Raw genomic sequence first — 15,776 nt, 5'->3', positions numbered from 1 at the left:
CTGAGGCACCCCGATAGAGGAGTCTGATGACCACGACGAAGGCCTTCACGTCAGAGCGGACACAAGCCGTCTTCGAGGCGGCGTGTGCCTTCGCCGGGCTCGACGCGGCCGGCGCGAAGCGGGTCCGGTTCGGGGAGAATGCCATCTTTCGCCTGGCCGACAGCTCGGCCGTCGTCCGCGTCGGACGCTCGATACCCGCGGCGACGAAAGAAGTGCTCGTCGCCGGCTGGCTCGCAGAGAACGCCTTCCCCGCTGCCACGTCGCTACTCGGGGCCGAACAGCCGTTTATCGAGGACGGGTTACCCGTCACCTTCTGGAACTGCCTCGAAGAGGACGACACCCCGATCACGCCGGCGGAGTTCGGGAAGCTGCTTCACGACCTCCACGCTCTCCCCCATCCGAAGGACTTCCGCCTGCCGGCGTTCTCCCCGATGCCGAAGGTTGAACCGCGGCTGCAAGCCCTGAAGGGCAAGCTCCCCGAGGCTGACCTCGACTTCCTACGCGAGCGGTACGAGGAACTCTCCGAGAAGTTCCAAGCCCTTGAGTTCCCGCTTCCCGCTGGCCCCGTGCACGGCGACGCGCACCCTGGGAACGTCATGCGCGCCCCGGACGGGACGCTGAACCTGATCGACTTCGAGGACTTCGCCTTTGGGCCACGCGAGTGGGACGCGGCCGTGCTTTCGGTCCGACACCAGGCGTTCGGCTGGGCATCCGAGGCCGAGTACGACTCGTACACCGAGGCGTACGGGTTCGATCCGATCAGCTGGGACGGGTTCCCCGTGGTCAGGGCTACCCGCGAGCTGAACATGACCATGTGGCTTTCGCAGACCGTCGACGAGTCCGCCGAGGTCAAAGCCGAGGTCGAGAAGCGGATCAGCGACCTACGCGACGACCAGGCGCCCCGACACTGGAAGGTTTTCTGACGGTAGGTGGAGGTTGGCAAAGTCGAGGAATTCCTTCACCAACGGGTCGCCGGCATGCCCGCCCAGCCGTCCGCGGAAGTCGTCGAGGTACGAGATCACCCGGAACGACTTCAGCTTCGCCGCGGTCTCGACGACCGACCTAGCCACGTCCAACGCCTCTTCGAGGTTCCCGCCTTGCAGGTGGGACGTGGCCAGCACGGTCCGGCAGAACGAGAGGCTACGGACGTAGGTCGACTCCGAGGCAGCGATCGACGCGGCCGCGTGGTGGTTCGCCAGGTCGGCGTTCCCGATGTCGCGGAAGCAGTGCGCGAACTCGGCGTGTAGCTCGGCTTCGTCGAAGTAGTGGATCCACTCGGGGTCGTTCTCCCGGATGCCCTGGCAGTGCCACCGTTCAGCCGTGAGCAGCGCGGCCGTGACGTCCTCTGCCCTGCCGAGCGACGCCAGCGCCCTCGCTTCCATCGCGTGGAACAGTGCCATCGTGGTCGGAGTGGCGTAGCCGTTCGCGCCCTTGTACGCCGCTCGTGCCAGGTCGACCGCTCGCTGGAAGTGCCCGAGGAAGTTCGCCTGGTGCGACATGCCCGCGAGGATTCGGCCGCACAGCGCTTTGTCGCCGGCCGCCTTCGCCAAGCGGAACGCCTGCGTGAGGTACCGCTGCGCGAGTCCGTGTGCACCCGTGTCGTAGGCCGTCCAGCCGGCGAGCCGCGTCAGGGCAGCGACCTCCCGGAAGTACTCCCGACCGACTGGGTCTTGCGGGGACACGTGCTTGATGTTCGGCAAGATCTCCTGGTCGAGGAACGAGGCGACGAGCGACTTCGGCCGGCCCCCGCCGTACTTGTAGTCGAAGCTGCTGAACATCGCGGTTGCCTCGCGAACCGCCTCGACGTCCACAAGGGTGATCGAGCGCGGCTCGGATGGCGGCCGCGATCCTTCGTCGTCGGAGTCGGTCAGCCACCGGACCAGCAGGCCGCTCCATGCCTCCGGTACGACGGCCAGCGGGCCGACCCGCTTCGGCGTCCGCAGCTCGAGTTCGGTGATCGCGCCTAGCGCGACCAGGCTGTGTGCGATCTCCTCCGGGTACTCCAGGCCGACGTCATCCGATGTGGTCTCGGCAGCGGCGGCGAAGCCGATCTCATCCAGGCCGACTGGACGGCCGAGCAGCTCGCCGAGAACGCCGGCGATCAGCTGGCAGGTGCGCGGGTGCGGCTTCGTGCCGTCGAGCCAGCGCTTGACCGACACGTGGTCCGCACTGACAAGCTCGCCGCCGTCTCTCAGGCTGCGCTCGCGCACACGGCGAGCGAAGCCCTTATTAGTCGCCCCCGCCTGTCGCATAACCGCAGCTAGAAGTGCGTTCGGCTGCTTCCCCTTGTCGACCACCGGTACCTCCGAAGGTCATTAAAGCACCCCCCGTGCACCCCCCACGTGCAGAAATGCACCCCCGCGTGCACACTGCTGCACCCCCACCCCTGCGCGGTTTCCTGAGTTCATCAGCGACAACGCCGGATCGAAAACCCCGATCCGGACCGGCCTCCAGGCCCGTCGCAGAACGAAAGGGGACCGCGATGGCGAAGAACAACTTCCCGGTTATGAAGAGCGGGGGCGGCCTGGTCGGCAAGGCGATCGGCCTGATCGTCGGACTCGCGATCATCGTGCTGATCGTCAAGTACCCGGCCGACTCGGCGAGCTGGGCCAGCGGAGCCGCGCACGGCATCGGTGCCGTGATCGACGGTGTCGTGACGTTCCTCCGCGCCCTGTTCGGCTAGTTCTCTCCCAGCTTCCGCTCGATCTCGCCGAGACGCTTCCTGATCTCGGCAATGGCCTGCCAGACCCGCTCGTCCCCTGAGGCCTCAGGACGAGTCACGGAGTCACCTTCGACCGGCTGGGTACGGACGAACGAGCCCTTGCCGTGCCGGATCACCACCAGGCCCTCTTCCCTGAGGTGGGCAACGGCGCTCTTGGCCGTGTTCACCGCCACCCCCCAGGAATCGGCCAGTTCCTGGTAGGTCGGCAGCTGCGCCCCGGGGGCGTACTCCCCCGACAGGATCGCGGCCCGGAGACCACCGGCTACTTGCAAGAACGGCGCACGCGGGTCGTCCGGGTTCAGGGATGCCATACCACCAGCGTAGGCCAAGTCAGTTGGCTAAGTCAGTTCTCCCATGTCAGTTGACAGAGTTAATAGACAGGACTTACGTTGAGTTCCGGCCGACACCGGCCGCTCCCGAGCGGGAGACCTACAAGTCGTTGGAGTTCACACCAATGGATGACCTCGTTCCTTTGCCCAGCTACGCGCCGGACGGACTGACCGAGCCGGACATCGACGCGATGATCGCCGAGTTCTTTCTGACTGCTCACGACCAGGAAGCGGCGAGCACCAGCCCGGCGCCGAGCACGGACCGGGCCGCGACGCATCGACACGTCCGGCGCATCAGCCGCCAGAACGTCAGCTCGGCCCTCCGGGGCCGGTCGGACAGCCCCGGCGCGGCCGCTTGAAGCCGCCCCGGCCCGGCGCACGGAACCGCCAAGAACCACCCGCCGGACCGGGCTTCTCCCAACCACTTCCAAGCCAGTCAGGAGAACACCCATGGTAGGGCTCGACACGCCCACGAACACCCGAAGCGCGTACCCGCCTTCGGTCACCGACCTGCTGCCCCGCGTCCGTGAGTTCGCCGCGGACCTGGGCGAGTGCCCCTCCCGGAACCGGATCATGACCGAGTTCAAGGTGGGTGCGCCGAAAGCCCGCGCCATCCTCGCCGCGCTGAACGAGGAGGCCGACACCAAGCCCGTGCGGAAGTTGCACGCGGTTACGGAACCCGCCGAGGTCGAGGGCTCGGATCAGGAGTCCGAGATTCCGGCAGAACCGGCCTCGGATGACCCAGAGCCGCAGTTCACCGTCACCGCAGACCCGGGCGTGACGCCGGAGAAGATGCGGCGGATCAAGCTCTGGCCGGTGCTCCTCCTGGCCCTGCCGGCGTTCGTCGCCGTCTGGAGCGGCTGGGTCGGTCTCGGCAGGCTGACCGGGTTCGGCCCGATCCAGCTCCTGCCGGGAATCTGGGACCACCTGACGATCAACTCAGCGATCACGCTCCCCATCGGGGTCGAGACCTACGCGGCGTTCGCCCTGCGGGTCTGGCTGTCCCCGGCGACCCGGACCCACCGGGTTCGCAGCTTCGCGAAGTGGTCGGCCCTGGGCTCGCTCGTCCTCGGGATGGTCGGTCAGGTCGCCTACCACCTGATGTCCGCCGCGGACGTCGAACGCGCTCCCTGGCCGGTGACCACGCTCGTCTCCTGCCTGCCGGTGGTCGTCCTCGGCTGCGGCGCGGCCCTCGCACACCTCGTACGCGACACCACCGACCAGGAGGTGAACGACTGATGAGCACCACCAACGAACCGGACGGCGGCCGCGTGATCGCGTTCCCCGGCACGGCTTCTGGGGAGGCCGACCCGTTCGTCATCGACGCCGAGCTCGGCGAGGAGGCCACGGAGCAGTCGCCGGCCGTCCCGGTGGATCGCCCGGTCACGGACGGTTCGTCCTGGCTGGATCGCCTCCGCTCGCAGAACCGCCAGGCGATCATCCCCGGCTACCTCAAGTCGACGGCCGACGCGAAGGACGCCGCGAAGTGGGTGGGGAAGCACTACGCGCACAAGGCCGGCTACCACGCGGCCCGGTCACCGCTCTACGCGCTTCGGCTCGCGGTGCGCTCCCCTCGTGGCCTTCTCCTCCTGCTGGCGGCAACCGGCCGATACGTGACCGACGCCGAGGGGCGTCCGGCCCGCTCGGAGACGGCCACGGCCGACAAGGCCGACCTCTACCTGAAGCTGTCGCAGCAGCGAGACCGGCGAGTCGTCCTCCGCCTAATCCAGCTCGGTCTCGTGTCGACGGTCGGCCTGGTCCTGGTGTTCACGCTGCCCAACGTCCTGCCGGAGTGGGTGATCTGGGCCTGCGGCGCCATCGCGGTAGGACTGCTCGGAAAGCTCGGGTCCACCCGGGACAACCCGGTGGTGTCGTCTCGCGCCGTCCTGTCCACGCAGGTGCAGAAGCTCACGAGTGACAACGTCGTTCAGGCGCTGTCGGTGCTCGGCATCGCGGGCATCAACCAGGCCCTCACCAAGAACCCGAACGCAATCGGGTTCACGGCGCCGATCACCCGCGACGGCCCCGGCTGGCGCGCCGACGTGGACCTTCCGCCGGGCGTCACGGTGTCCGAAGTGGTCGAGCGGCGCGCGAAGCTCGCGTCCGGCCTCGGTCGTCCCCTCGGTTGCGTCTGGCCGGAGGGCAACGCCGAGGTTCACCCCGGGCGGATGGTCCTGTGGGTCGGTGACCAGGATCTGTCCAAGGCGCGACAGGCCGCCTGGCCGCTGCGGAAGCCCGGCACCGTCGACCTGTTCAAGCCGCAGCCGTTCGGTACCGACCAGCGCGGCCGGTGGGTGGACGTCACCCTGATGTTCATCTCGATGGTCATCGGCGCGATCCCGCGGATGGGCAAGACGTTCACGCTGCGAGAGCTGCTGCTGATCGCCGCGCTGGACCCGCGGGCCGAGCTGCACTCGTTCGACCTCAAGGGAACCGGCGACCTCTCGCCGCTGGCGCCGGTGTCGCACCGGTACCGCGCCGGCGACGAGCCGGAGGACGTCGCGTACGCCGTCGCCGACTTGCGGGCGCTCGCCGACGAGCTGCGGCGGCGCGCGAAGGTGATCCGGGAACTGCCGAAGGACCTGTGCCCGGAGAACAAGGTCACGCCGGAACTGGCCGGCAAGAAGTCGCTCGGCCTGCACCCGATCGTGATCGGTGTCGACGAGTGTCAGAAGTGGTTCGAGCACCCGGAGTACGGCGCGGAGATCGAGGAGGTCTGCACCGACCTCGTGAAGCGCGGCCCGGCACTGGGGATCGTGATCATCCTGGCGACGCAGCGGCCGGACGCGAAGAGCATCCCGACGGCGATCAGCGACAACGCGGTGATGCGGTTCTGCCTCAAGGTCACCGGCCAGCAGGCCAACGACATGGTGCTCGGCACCTCGTCGTACCGCAACGGCATCCGGGCCACGACGTTTTCCTTTCGGGACAAGGGCATCGGGTACCTGGCCGGCGAAGGCGACGAGCCACGCATCACCCGCGGCGTGTACATCGACGGCCCGGACGCGGAGAATCTCGCGGCCCGCGCACGAACAGCGCGACTGGCGGCCGGACGGCTGACTGGCTACGCCGCTGGCCTCGACCTCACACCCGAAGAGGACGAGGACACGAGCACCCTGCTCGCCGACGTGCTGACCGCGATCGGCGACGCCGAGAAGGCATGGTCGGAACGCATCGTCGACCGGCTCGCCGAGCTGCGGCCGGCGGTCTACGGCCCGTGGGCCGAGCTACCGACCGGCGCGGCGAAGGCAACCCAGCTCTCCACCGCGCTGAAGCCGCTCGGGATCACCACCAAGCAGGTGTGGGGCAACGACGCCGACACCGGCAAGGGCGCCAACCGGATGGGCGTCAAGCGCGAATGGATCGCCGACGCGCTGACCGAGCGTAATCGGAACCGCAAGAGCGGATAGCTCCCGCAGGGCTCTAGGTCTAGAGCCTCGTCCCTCTAGACCTAGAGCCCTCCCTAGACCACCACAACACCGCTGATCAGCGCCCTAGCACCTAGAGGCGCGGGTCGAATGCGGCCAAAAACAGCCCCGGAGGGCTCCGTTGAACCCCCTCAGCAACCCGACCGTCCTGCTCCTGCTCATTCTCGCGATCGTCACTCTCGGCTACTCCTGGTCGTGCGCGGTCTACCCGTACAAGCCGTGCCGCTCCTGCCGGGGCTTCGGCAATTTCCGCTCGCCGCTGCTCCGCGCGATCCGGCTCTGCCGCCGGTGCGGCGGCACCGGCCGCACGCTCCGCGCCGGCCGCCGCGCCTACAACTCCTGCCTCCGCGCCCGCCGGTCGTACCGCGATCTCCGCGACCGCGACCGCCGCGACAACAGCCGCTGACGCGCAGCCCAATCGAAAGGCCACCCCATGAAAACCACACTGCTCGACCCCGAGCGTCAGTTCCTGGGCTGCGTGATGCAGATCCGGCTGACCGGGGCCCGTCGACTGCTCGCTGGCATGCGCGCCGACGACTTCGGGTCGCCAATCTCCGCCCGCGTTCTCCAGTTGGTCATCGAGCTGACCGGCGCAGGGCACGCACCGACCCCGATGGCCGTGCTGGACCACGCACGGGAGCGGACGGCGACCGAACCGCGGTCCGGCGGAGCGCACCGCCTGCACAGCCTCGGCCTCTGGATCGTCGAGACCTACACCGACGGCCCGATCCTGCCGCCGCCGTACTACGGCGCCTGGCTCAAGACCGTCGTGCTGAAGAACGCCTACCGCCGCGCCGTCCGGGAGCACGCGGCCCGCCTGGTGCAGGCCGTCGAAGACGACTCGCCCACGGACGTCCTCCGCAGCCAACTCGACGACACCGAGCGCCTTGACGAGCTGTGGCGGCGCTATCGCGAGGCCGGAGGCGACGACGAACCGACCGCGTGCCTGGAGGTGGCTGCCTGATGTCCGGATTCGACGACACCTTGTCCGTGATCGACTTCGTGATCTCCGGCCAGCCTGCGCCGAACTGCCAACAGTGCGGCCGGCCGCGCGGAGACTCGCCGTCCGGCGACTTCTGCTCGGAGAACTGCCAGCGCGTGTGGCGCGGCCGCCACATCGCGGCCATGCCGGCCGAGGACGGCGGCACCCACCCGAGCGAGCTGCCGGAGGCCGAGCCGGTCACGCCGCTCACGTGGCTCGGGCCGGCCCCGGCCGGGGCCTTCGCGAAGCCGGGGCACGAGGTCCTCGACGCGGTCGTGACGTTCGTGTCGCGGTTCTCCGCCTTCGCCAACGAGCACGCGGCGCCGACGCTCGCCCTCTGGTACGCCCACACCCACGTCGCCGAACGGCTCTACGTCACGCCGAGGCTGATCCTCGACTCGGCGGAACCGGGGAGCGGCAAGACGCGCGTACTGGAGGTCGCGCAGTACCTCGTAGCCAAGCCCGAGATGACGATCAGCATCACCCCGGCCGCCATCTTCCGCATGCTCGCCGACGGACCGATGACGCTGCTGTTCGACGAGATCGACGCAGTCTTCAACCCGAAGACGGGCGGAAACAACGAGGACCTCCGGGCGCTGCTTAATGCGGGCTACAAGCGCTCGGCGACGGTGACGCGGTGCGTTGGCGACGCCAAGAGCATGAACGTGACGCGGTTCCCGGTGTACGCGCCGGTCGCGCTGGCCGGGATCGCCGGCGGGATGCCGGACACGATCACGACCCGGGCGATCACCGTGCACATGCGCAAGCGCCGGTTCGACGAAGTGGTCGAGGAGTTCATCGAAGAGGACGTCGAGCGGGAGGCGGCGCCGGTGCGCGCCGAGCTGGCGGAGTGGGTCGGTCGGGTCGGCGACGAGGTAAGCCGCGCTCGACCTCAGCGGCCGGACGGCGTGCGGGACCGTGCCTCGGAGATCTGGCGACCACTGCTGGCGATCGCCGACGCGGCCGGCGGGCACTGGCCGGAGACCGCGCGCACGGCGTGCCGGCACTTCGTGCTCGAAGCGACCGCGCAACCGGCGTCGATTGGCGTGCGGCTGCTGGCCGACGTCCGGCAGATCTTCGCGGCCGACAACACCGACCGCATGGTCACCGCCGAGCTGATCCGCGAACTGCACGCCATCGAAGACGGGCCGTGGACCGACGTCCAGGGCAAGCCGCTCGACAGCCGCCGCCTGGCGAAGGAACTCGACCGATACCTGGTCCGGCCGAAGGACCTCAAAATCAGCGGCAAGACACTCAAGGGCTACCGCATTGACGGCGACGGCGGGCTCGCCGACGCCTGGAGCCGCTACCTCCCGCCGCTCGCAACGGGGGCGACCTCCGCGACCACCGCGACTCCGCAGGTCAACGACACATCCGGCAGCGCGGCGACGCAGGGCTCGGCCGCGACCTCCGCAACCGGGGTCGCGGACGGTCGCGGCACCCAAGAGCTGCTCGCACCCGTGTTGACCAGCCCGGTCGCGGAGGTCGCGGACGTCGCGCCCGCCAAGCCAGACCTCGACACCGAGGGGGATCGATGAACGCCATGCCCATGCCGGTCGCCGTGCCCGAACGGCACCTCTACCGGATCACCGAAGCCATGCGCCTGCTCTCGATGAGCCGCTCGGTCATCTACGAACAGCTCCGATCGGGGCGCCTGCGATCGGTCAAGCAGGGCCGCGCCCGGCTCGTACCGGCCGTCGCCATCCAGCAGTACGTCGAGTTGCTGATGAAGGAAGCGGAGGTCAGCTATGACGAAACGGCGTAGCCGCGGAGATGGTGGCCTCCGCTGGTCGGAGAGCCGTCAGCGCTGGATCGCGGAGGTCACGGTGGGCTACACACCGGCCGGAAAGCGGAAGGTTCGCTCCGCCTACGGCAAGACGAAGACCGAGGCGAAGGACAAGCTCAAGGAGATGCTCCGCGAGCTAGACGACGGGCTTCCGCCGGAAGATCGGTCGTTCACGGTGGCTCAGGCCGTGCGAGACTTCCTCGCGCACGGCCTGCCCCGGCGATCGGCCTCGACTGTCGAGAAGCTGACGATCCTCGCCGACAAGCACATTGTCCCGCTTCTCGGGCGCCGTAACGCGCGGGAGCTGACCGCAGACGAGGTCGACACGTGGCTCGCTGGCCGGGCGAAGGTCGTGTCGACGCGGACCCTCCAAGAGCTGCTGTCGCTGCTCCGGCGGTCCCTGGCCAGGGCACAGAAGCGGGAGAAGATCAAGCGGAACGTCGCGCTTCTGTGCGAGGTTCCCGACGGGCGAGCTGGCCGACCGTCGAAGTCGCTGACATTCGAGCAGGCCGAGGCCGTTCTTGCCGCCGCTGAGTTCACCTCGATGCGCGCTTACATCGTAGTGTCGCTGCTGACTGGCGCCCGGACCGAGGAGATGCGGGCTCTTACCTGGTCGCACACTGATTTGGAGGGCAGGCCGGATTTGACCCCTCCGGTTCCTCCGCACGTCATGGTGTGGCGCTCGGTACGGGCGGGAGGCGACACGAAGACAGCGAAGTCGCGTCGCTCGCTAGCGCTTCCACGGCGGTGCGTGGACGCCCTGCGCGCTCACCAACAGAAGCAGGCTTTCTTGCGCAAGCTGGCTGGCGACAAATGGGAGGAGAACGGCTTGGTGTTCGCGTCGGCCGTTGGCCGCGAGTTGGACGCGGCCAACGTTCGCCGGGCGTTCAGGCGCGTGCTCAGGAAGGTCAGCCTAGACCCGCAAGAGTGGACGCCCCGTGAGTTACGACACAGCTTCGTGTCGCTACTCTCCGACACCGGGATGGAGATCGAAAAGATCTCGCGACTGGTCGGCCACAACGGCACGACCGTGACGGAGAAGGTCTACCGGCACCAACTTCGGCCGGTCATCCAGCACGGCGCGGAAGCGATGGACATCATCTTCGGTCTTTAGTAGATGGACGACTGCTCGCTTGCCGGCGGCGAGTCGGGCCTGGCGTCGTTACCGGCCACCGGAAGCGAACCATGCAGGCGGGACCAACCGATGACAGGTTCACAGTTTGTACACGATCTATCAACGACCTTTTGGCACACTCGGGCATCCGCCCGGGCTAGCTGAAGATCGCGGTGAGCGTGGGCATGGCGCGAGCATCGATTGGACCCGATGCTCGCCCAGAGGTTGCGACACCCCGGAGGTCGAAGACCCCCGGGGTGTTGTCACATGTGGGCAATGACTGGCGCACTTGGTGCGAGGCGCCGCAAATGCTGCCAAGGTTCGGCCAACGAAGATCGTTATTACACTCAGTCACCACTTGTGAGCAGCGTGTCTTATCGCGGTCCGTCTACGTGGACAGTTTCTTCAGCCCGACGTGCACCATCGGCTTCCGAAAGTTGTCGTGGTCAGGCATCCTGGGCGGCAAGCGTCAAGACGGGGTCCAACTGAGGCCCACCTGCGAACTCCAGGCCCAGGCCGTCTGACGTGGACGCACTGCCAGCTCACCGCGATCAACTAGCCCCTACGGGTACCTCCGACCCGAAGGGCAGGGAAGGTACTCGTGTCTAACCCGGCGAAGCGCCCCCTAGCGCGCAACAATAAACCGTGGGCAAGTGCCCGCGTAACCCCAGTTGAAGCCCTTATTATTATTGCCACCCTCCTATCGGTTAACGTCTTATGGCTCAAAGGATTCGACGTCGACCTGGCAATAGTAAAAAGTGGATCGGCGGCAACTTTCTTCACATTGGCCATTACCGCCCCCCATCGAGTCATGGATATCGTGCGCCTTCGCATCATTCGTGATATCACACAATCGTCCAACTTGGATGATTTTCATGACTAACCAGAGTGGGCAGCCGGCGCGCCTGACCAGTTTCACTCTCGAAGTTTACACGGAACGAGAGTTTTGCGCGCTTCTACGAGCAGTTTGGAAAAATTCAGGTCTCACGCTAGGACAGGCTGCAATCAAGACCGGAATACGGCGGAGTCAGATTCACGGGCTAACAAGGGAGGGACGTTCACGACTACCTCGCCTTCGCACCCAGGTGGAGGCCTTGATTAGCGCATGCGGGCTTCCAGTCGAAGAAGCGGAACACATCCTGGTCTCGTGGGATCGTCTGCGCAAACGCGATTCAAATCGGCGATAACCGTGGAATTCCGCCTACTAGGTCCCTTGGAAGCGTGGCACGACGGTGCGCCAGTACCACTAGGTGACCAAAATCAACGCCACGTCCTCGCGGTGCTGCTCCTGAACGCTAACAGGCCAGTGACACCCGCTCGGCTCATCGAAATAGTCTGGGCTGGTCGCGAAGTTAAGCCAACCCTCGTGCGAGGCTACATTAAGCGGCTGCGCGACGTCGTACAGGATGCCCGCGACGTAATTATTGAGACGACGCCGACCGGTTACATGCTGCGGATCGGCGACGACCAACTGGACACACTTCGTTTCTACCGACTCTGTGCAGAAGCAGCGGACGTCCGGAACACAGACCCGCACCAAGCAGTCGCTCTCCTGCGCGCAGCTGTCAAGTTGTGGCGAGGGAAGTTTCTCGAAGACATCGACATCGACCGTGTCGGCGGCACGGAGGTGATCGTTCCGGAAGAAACCTACGCCGAGGCCGTCGGCGATTTAGCCGAGTTGGAACTAGAAATCGGTGACCACCGCTCGGCGCGCCAACGCCTGAGGCCAATCCTGCAGGCGGACCCGGCGAGCCAAAAGCACGCCGAGCTGCTGATACGCGCCCTGCTCGCCGGCGGCGACAGGGTCGGGGCGCTGCGCGTCTTCCACAGCACCCGCGACGCCCTCGTCCAGCTGCGCATGGAGCCGGGCCCGGTGCTGCGCAACCTCGCCGCACGCGCCGAACACGGCGAACCGCCGAGCTCGCTGCCGTCGCGGCCCGGCGGGTTCACCGGCCGCGCCGCCGAGCTCGCCGCGATCGAGACGGCCGCCGCGTCCGGCCGGCCCGCGGTCTGGGTGAGCGGCGCACCCGGCGTTGGCAAGACCGGCCTGGCCGTCGAAGCGGCGCACCGGCTGCGTGACCGGTACCCGGACGGGCAGCTTCTGGCCCGGCTGAACGGGTTCACCCCCGGCGTGCCGCCGACCAGCGTCGGCGACGCCCTCACCGAGCTGCTGATCGAGCTCGGCGTGCCGGCCGAGCAGATCCCGGCCACCGTGGGCCGCAAGGTCACGCTCTACCAGTCGACGCTCTGGGGCACCCGCACGCTCATCGTGCTGGACAACGCCGCGTCACCTGAGCAGATCCAGCCGCTGCTGCCCGAGGCGGAGGGCTGCCTGGCCATCGTCACCAGCCGGCGGATGGGCGACGCGGACACCGGCGAGAACATCCGGCTTTCGCCGTTGGCGCCGCCGGACGCCGCCGAGCTGTTCCACGCGCTGACTGACCCGCCGCGAGTGCGCGGGCGGGCGGTCGAGGTGGCCGCGGTCGTCCAGCGCTGTGGCTACCTGCCGATGCCGATCCGAGTGGCGGCCGCGCTGTTCCGGCGGCACGACCGGTGGCCGTTGGAGCACCTCCTCCGCCTACTTGAAGAGAGCGGGCCTTGGGGCGAAGCCGACGGCGTCGGCATCGCCGCGGTTCGCGCTTCCTACCAGCAGCTGGGCGAACCGCAGCGCGCCATGTTCCGGCTCCTGGGGAGCCTGCCCGGGCCGGACGTCGACGTCGCCGGTGGCGCGGCGCTCGCCGGTTGCGACGTCGCCGAGGCACGTGTGCTGCTCGACGACCTGCACGAGGTCAGTTTGCTGGAGGAGTCCGCGCCCGAGCGGTACCAGATGCTGGACCCGCTCAAGGAGTTCGCCGCCGTCGATTCGGCGCCGCCGCGCGCACTGGTCCGGCTGCTCGACTACTACCTGGTGACGCTCGCGACCGCGGTCGGGGCGGCGTACCCGTTCGACAAGCCACAACTTCCCGCGATTCGCCGCGTGTGCCCGGTGACACCAGCCTTCGCTGACGCCGGCGCCGGGCTGCGGTGGATCGTCGCCGAGCGTGACAACCTCGTGGCCGCGATCCGGTACGCCGCCCGCCACGACCTGCCGGAGCACACCTGGCAGCTTGCGGTGCTGCTGTGGCGCTACTTCAACACGACCAACCAGTTCGAGGACTGGATCGGCACCCTCGAGCTGGCTTGGGAAACCGTCTCGGCCGACGCCGGCAACGACTACGGCCAAGCCCACGTACTGCACCGGTTGTCAACCGCATACGACCGGCTAGGAAAACTGACCGAGGCACTTGACCTGGCTGGCCAGGCGCTCCCCAAGTGGCGCCGCCTCGGCGACCCGCGGGGTGAAGCGGCAACGCTGTGTGCGCTTGCGGTACCCACCATGGAGTTGGGCCAGCTCGACCAAGCGATGGTGCACCTTGAGGCTGCGCGGTCGAAGTACGAACAGACCGAAGACCGTCGGGGCGAAGCTCACACGCTGAGCATGCTGGGCTACCTCAACGAGTTGCACGGCAACCTCGACCTCGCACTGAGCCAGTTCTCAGCGGCTGCCACGACACTGCGTGAGATCGGACACGTGCAAGGTGTGGCGCACGCTTTGAACAACCTCGGGTCAGTGCAGGAGAAGCTCGGTCTGCTTGCCGAGGCGCTGGCAAGTTACACCGAAGCGCACGCGCACGCCGCCGAAGTCGGCGATCACTGCGTCGAGGCCTACGCGCTAAACAACATAGGCAACGTGCACCGCCAGCGTGGCCGCTTCACCGAAGCTGTGCGCTATCACGATAAGGCGCGCGATGTGGCGGCGAACGTGCCGGACGCCGACCTACGCACACAGCTATACCTCGACCGCGGTGCGACGGCGCTCGCCCGAGGCGCGTACCGAGATGCTCTAAGCGCCGGAAGGGCGGCGCTGGACCTCGCTGAAGGCGATGGGAACCGTATCTCCCAGGCCTACGCACATCTCGGAGTGGCGCGGACACTTCACGCGATGGAAGAACATGACAACGCCGCCGCCCACTGGGCTTCGGCCGAGGAGGGATTCGCCAAACTCGGCGTTCCGGCGGCTGATCAGGTACGGACGGAGCGCTCGGAGTTGCCCTGCGCATGTCGACAGGATGTGTCGCGTAAGGCGCCGCATTGAGCGTCCAAATAGCCCCGTTGCCCCAAGAGTTCCAAACTCTTGGGGCAACGTGACAGGTTGGGTAGACACCGGGTCCAAGCGATGCCGTACCTCTTCCCATGCTCACCGCGATCACAGCTCGCCTGGGCAGCTCAGGCAGTGTGACACATCGGCGTTGATAGACCATGCACAGTTTGTGCATGCGGTACGGACGGGTACGAGCTCGTTTCCAGAGGTCCGGCGCCTGTTCAGCCTGGCCAATCCCTGCCTGCCACCGATACCGCCATCAGGCTCATGGACTACGGCAGTAGTCGGCACTTACTCGGCCCCATGGCGGGGGGTTGGGCCATGGCCTTGAGGCGAAACCCAGATCCAGCCCAGTCAACCCCGTAGTCAGGCAGCTAGTCAGGCAGGCAGCAAAAAGCCCGGTTCACGTAGTCGGTGAACCGGGCTTTGACCTGCGTGGGCCTACCAGGACTTGAACCTGGGACCTCTTCGTTATCAGCGAAGCGCTCTAACCGCCTGAGCTATAGGCCCTTGAACGAGGAGAACTTTACAGGACCCCTGAGGGGGCCCTGCAACCGGGTTACTCCCGCTCCGACAGCGTGACTTCCAGGCCGCCCGCGAGGTCTGCCGACACGTTGTAGATGAACGCGCTGACCGTGGCGAGGGCCGACACCAGGACGATGTTGATCGCGCCGAGGATGGCCGCGATGCCGAAGACGCGACCCGCGCTGATCAGGGGTTCCGAGGACGCGTTGGCGCCTTCGCCGCCGACCAGGGACGAGTACGTGCCGTTCAGCTTGTCCCAGACGCCCATGCCGTCGAGGACCGTGTACAGGACGCCCACCGCGACCAGCCAGACGAAGAACATCGCGACGCCCAGGACCAGGGACAGCTTGAGCACCGACCACGGGTCGAACCGCTTCACCTGCAGCGATGCGCGGCGCGGGCCGCGGCCTGGGCGGCGCGGGGCGCTCGGGCGGGCGCGCTGGGCGCTCGCCGACGGGACGGCCGCCGCGGTCGGCTCGCCCGAGGGGGGCGTGTCGCTTCCGCCGCCGAAGATGCGGTTGGCCGCGCTGCCCGTGACCACCGGGCGCTGCTCCGGGGAGACGGGCTGCGTCTCCCCGGCCGGCGCCTCGCCCTTGTAGAGCGCTTCTTCCGTGGCGATGCCGACCGTCGCTTCGGAGTCGCCGTCCTTGCCGACCCGCTGCCAGGGCGGGCTCGCCGGAGTCCCGTTCGAACCCGCTGCCTCGGGATTCTCGGATGGTGTCACGAAGAGTCAGTCCTTACCCGTGCCG

The 15,776-nt window shown here is 67.5% G+C and carries 16 protein-coding genes and 1 tRNA gene; 13 read left to right on the top strand and 4 right to left on the bottom strand.

What is annotated here, in order from left to right; translation table 11 throughout:
- Positions 1–26 precede the first annotated feature (26 nt).
- The gene (locus ACWEN0_RS09490) at positions 27–923 is read left to right on the top strand and encodes a phosphotransferase family protein (protein WP_451970847.1); all 897 of its coding nucleotides are present in this window, start codon (positions 27–29) and stop codon (positions 921–923) included.
- On the opposite strand, the gene ACWEN0_RS09485 is transcribed toward ACWEN0_RS09490, so the two are convergent.
- Entirely contained in the window at positions 882–2,297 is a 1,416-nt protein-coding gene (locus tag ACWEN0_RS09485; RefSeq protein WP_451970845.1) for a hypothetical protein, read from the bottom strand. The genes ACWEN0_RS09490 and ACWEN0_RS09485 overlap by 42 nt on opposite strands.
- 185 nt (positions 2,298–2,482) lie before the next feature.
- Between ACWEN0_RS09485 and ACWEN0_RS09480 the strand changes: the two genes are divergently transcribed.
- Positions 2,483–2,683, top strand: coding sequence for a hypothetical protein (locus ACWEN0_RS09480; RefSeq protein ID WP_451970843.1), 201 nt, complete (start codon positions 2,483–2,485; stop codon positions 2,681–2,683).
- Here the strand turns inward: ACWEN0_RS09480 and ACWEN0_RS09475 are convergent.
- The gene (locus ACWEN0_RS09475) at positions 2,680–3,033 is read right to left on the bottom strand and encodes a GntR family transcriptional regulator (protein ID WP_451970840.1); all 354 of its coding nucleotides are present in this window, start codon (positions 3,031–3,033) and stop codon (positions 2,680–2,682) included. The genes ACWEN0_RS09480 and ACWEN0_RS09475 overlap by 4 nt on opposite strands.
- A gap of 143 nt (positions 3,034–3,176) precedes the next feature.
- Here ACWEN0_RS09475 and ACWEN0_RS09470 point away from each other — a divergent pair, with 143 nt between their 5' ends.
- The 11 genes from ACWEN0_RS09470 to ACWEN0_RS09420 all read left to right on the top strand — a co-directional run bounded on the left by ACWEN0_RS09470 (position 3,177) and on the right by ACWEN0_RS09420 (position 14,496).
- A complete protein-coding gene (locus tag ACWEN0_RS09470; RefSeq protein WP_451970837.1) occupies positions 3,177–3,410 on the top strand; it encodes a hypothetical protein in 234 nt (77 codons plus the stop codon).
- 91 nt (positions 3,411–3,501) lie between these two features.
- Entirely contained in the window at positions 3,502–4,290 is a 789-nt protein-coding gene (locus tag ACWEN0_RS09465; RefSeq protein ID WP_451970835.1) for an ABC transporter permease, read from the top strand.
- Positions 4,290–6,461, top strand: a complete 2,172-nt coding sequence (locus tag ACWEN0_RS09460; protein WP_451970832.1) for a cell division protein FtsK — start codon at positions 4,290–4,292, stop codon at positions 6,459–6,461. The genes ACWEN0_RS09465 and ACWEN0_RS09460 overlap by 1 nt, the downstream gene beginning before the upstream one ends.
- A gap of 139 nt (positions 6,462–6,600) precedes the next feature.
- Entirely contained in the window at positions 6,601–6,885 is a 285-nt protein-coding gene (locus ACWEN0_RS09455; RefSeq protein WP_451970829.1) for a hypothetical protein, read from the top strand.
- A 27-nt stretch (positions 6,886–6,912) separates the two neighbouring features.
- Positions 6,913–7,443, top strand: coding sequence for a hypothetical protein (locus ACWEN0_RS09450; RefSeq protein ID WP_451970826.1), 531 nt, complete (start codon positions 6,913–6,915; stop codon positions 7,441–7,443).
- Complete coding sequence (locus ACWEN0_RS09445) at positions 7,443–8,999, top strand: DUF3631 domain-containing protein (RefSeq protein WP_451970823.1); 1,557 nt, start codon at positions 7,443–7,445, stop codon at positions 8,997–8,999. Before ACWEN0_RS09450 ends, ACWEN0_RS09445 begins: the two co-directional genes overlap by 1 nt.
- Positions 8,996–9,226 (top strand): helix-turn-helix domain-containing protein, encoded by a 231-nt coding sequence (locus ACWEN0_RS09440; RefSeq protein WP_451970821.1) that lies wholly within the window; start codon positions 8,996–8,998, stop codon positions 9,224–9,226. The genes ACWEN0_RS09445 and ACWEN0_RS09440 overlap by 4 nt, the downstream gene beginning before the upstream one ends.
- 61 nt (positions 9,227–9,287) lie before the next feature.
- Positions 9,288–10,361, top strand: a complete 1,074-nt coding sequence (locus ACWEN0_RS09435; protein ID WP_451970818.1) for a site-specific integrase — start codon at positions 9,288–9,290, stop codon at positions 10,359–10,361.
- A gap of 601 nt (positions 10,362–10,962) precedes the next feature.
- Entirely contained in the window at positions 10,963–11,244 is a 282-nt protein-coding gene (locus ACWEN0_RS09430) for a hypothetical protein (RefSeq protein WP_451972034.1), read from the top strand.
- A complete protein-coding gene (locus ACWEN0_RS09425; RefSeq protein WP_451970816.1) occupies positions 11,228–11,548 on the top strand; it encodes a helix-turn-helix domain-containing protein in 321 nt (106 codons plus the stop codon). The genes ACWEN0_RS09430 and ACWEN0_RS09425 overlap by 17 nt, the downstream gene beginning before the upstream one ends.
- Complete coding sequence (locus ACWEN0_RS09420) at positions 11,509–14,496, top strand: AfsR/SARP family transcriptional regulator (RefSeq protein ID WP_451970813.1); 2,988 nt, start codon at positions 11,509–11,511, stop codon at positions 14,494–14,496. Before ACWEN0_RS09425 ends, ACWEN0_RS09420 begins: the two co-directional genes overlap by 40 nt.
- Before the next feature lie 442 nt (positions 14,497–14,938).
- Here the strand turns inward: ACWEN0_RS09420 and ACWEN0_RS09415 are convergent.
- Together ACWEN0_RS09415 and ACWEN0_RS09410 are read right to left on the bottom strand one after the other, a co-directional pair.
- Positions 14,939–15,012, bottom strand: a tRNA-Ile gene (locus ACWEN0_RS09415).
- Positions 15,013–15,061: 49 nt separating this feature from the next.
- Complete coding sequence (locus tag ACWEN0_RS09410; protein WP_451970810.1) at positions 15,062–15,751, bottom strand: DUF3566 domain-containing protein; 690 nt, start codon at positions 15,749–15,751, stop codon at positions 15,062–15,064.
- Between the last annotated feature and the right edge of the window lie 25 nt (positions 15,752–15,776).

Source organism: Amycolatopsis sp. NPDC004378 (assembly GCF_053602455.1).
The sequence above is the reverse complement of the archived record's forward strand: the minus strand, read 5'-3'. Positions and strand labels throughout refer to the sequence as shown.